A 1,813-nucleotide genomic window follows, 5' to 3' on the forward strand; every position below is an offset into this window, starting at 1 on the left:
CGGTTGTCTGCTTGACGGGCCACCCACGGGGCGGAACGCCACTGCAACCATACTCGATTCATGCTTGCTGCGATCTGCGATAACCATGCGATGGTGACGGAGCGGCGGCATCGTTTTTGCAAAGTGGCTCAATCACCCTTCGCCGCCCGCACATCGCTCCCGTTATCGCAACTAGCGGCGTGGCCTGCGTTGGTTTTGCAATTCATTCCACCGCTGGCGTAACGAGCGAATTTCCCGTTGGTGATCGTGCAACATCTTGTCATCGCATTCCGTTACACTAGCATCGACTAGTCGATCCCTACGGTTGCCTGCTTGACGGGCCACCCACGGGGCGGAACGCCACTGCAGCCATACTCGATTCATGCTTGCTGCGATCTGCGATAACCATGCGATGGTGACGGAGCGGCGGCATCGTTTTTGCAAAGTGGCTCAATCACCCTTCGCCGCCCGCACATCGCTCCCGTTCGCCCGCTCGTCTTCAGCGTGAAATCGCTGTTTCACATTTTTCCCACTAGCTGTATCTTGCGACTCATCACTTAAACCCAAACTGGAGATTGCGATGCGTTCGTTTAGCGTACTTTCTGTTCTTGGAATTGGACTATTGTGTTGTGTCGTTCTGACGCAGGATAAATCACAGGAGGCCTCAGCGGCGGATGATGTTGCCGCTGCACAAAACACCAAGGTCTACACAGTGACTTACCGACTGGAAGACCTTCCCGTCTGGTCAAAGGATGGACACTTTGATTACAAGCTTATTTGCATGCTGATTCATTCTTCGATCTCGCCCAAGAGCTGGGAGGCACTAGGCGGGCCTTCCACAATGGCTCCATACCCGCAAAACTTTTCGCTCGTCGTTTCCACGACAAGCGACAATCACGACGCACTCAGTGCTTTGTTCAAGCAGCTGAGACGGTAGCCGCGGGTTTCGCTCAGGCTGCATGAAAGCGAACTTCAGTACGCCTCGGCAAGCACTAGAATGCGGCGAACCATGCCATTCAACGGAGTACGGCATTAGCTTTTTACAGATGGACAATCCAACCGCCGTACCCGCTGATGGCGGACGTTCGCCCAACGAGATGGTGACTGCAACTACAGCGCAAGCCAATGCTTGAATTGATACTTTTTCTCGTTGTCGCATTACCGATTGCTTGGCTGATCTCCGAGTTCTACGACAACCGGTCCGTACGAATCGCGTTGGGCGTATCCGCGATCGCAATGTCGATTGGCGTTGCTTGGATCGTCGGGAAGCTTGATCGCTTGCAATCCAATATCTACTTCTCCGAAGCAACAAAAGACCTAATCCAAAACACGATTGTCGAACTTGAGAACGACAATGCCGCTACCGTCCTCACCGAACTGCGCACACTACGTGACGACTTTCGGCCGACCTACGAAACACGCGACGATTACAGCGTCCTCGTAGACCGATACATCCACTCGATTTCAGCATCCCCCGTGGAGCATTCTGACGGTGATCCGCGATGGTCTCACGAGATGGTAGACTACATGCCGCCCGAGACAGACGAGGCGGGCGAACCATGACATGCACAGGAGCACGGCTTGCGGCGTTTTTCGCAATGGATAGTCAACTCTCCGTGCCCCGTGATGTCCGCCGTTACGCCATAGGATCAGTCCTTAATGACGATTGAGAACTATGACGAATGGCTCGCTTTGCCTGACGATGTTCGGCAATCGTGTCTGTCGAAATGGAACGCCTACACCCACGAGATGTTCTGGGTTCCAACCATGGCCGCGGCGCGGCTTGCCGCGTCTTCAGCGTTCCCTGTGACCGATATTTACGTTGGCATCTATC

At 54.2% G+C, this 1,813-nt stretch carries 2 protein-coding genes; both read left to right on the forward strand.

The features are described 5' to 3' along the window. Positions 1 to 559: 559 nt before the first annotated feature. The gene (locus ABEA92_RS31230; RefSeq protein ID WP_345689791.1) at positions 560 to 916 is read left to right on the forward strand and encodes a hypothetical protein; all 357 of its coding nucleotides are present in this window, start codon (positions 560 to 562) and stop codon (positions 914 to 916) included. 188 nt (positions 917 to 1,104) lie between these two features. Beyond that, positions 1,105 to 1,542, forward strand: a complete 438-nt coding sequence (locus ABEA92_RS31235; RefSeq protein ID WP_007336764.1) for a hypothetical protein — start codon at positions 1,105 to 1,107, stop codon at positions 1,540 to 1,542. Positions 1,543 to 1,813 lie beyond the last annotated feature (271 nt).

Source organism: Novipirellula caenicola (assembly GCF_039545035.1).
Lineage (GTDB): Bacteria > Planctomycetota > Planctomycetia > Pirellulales > Pirellulaceae > Novipirellula > Novipirellula caenicola.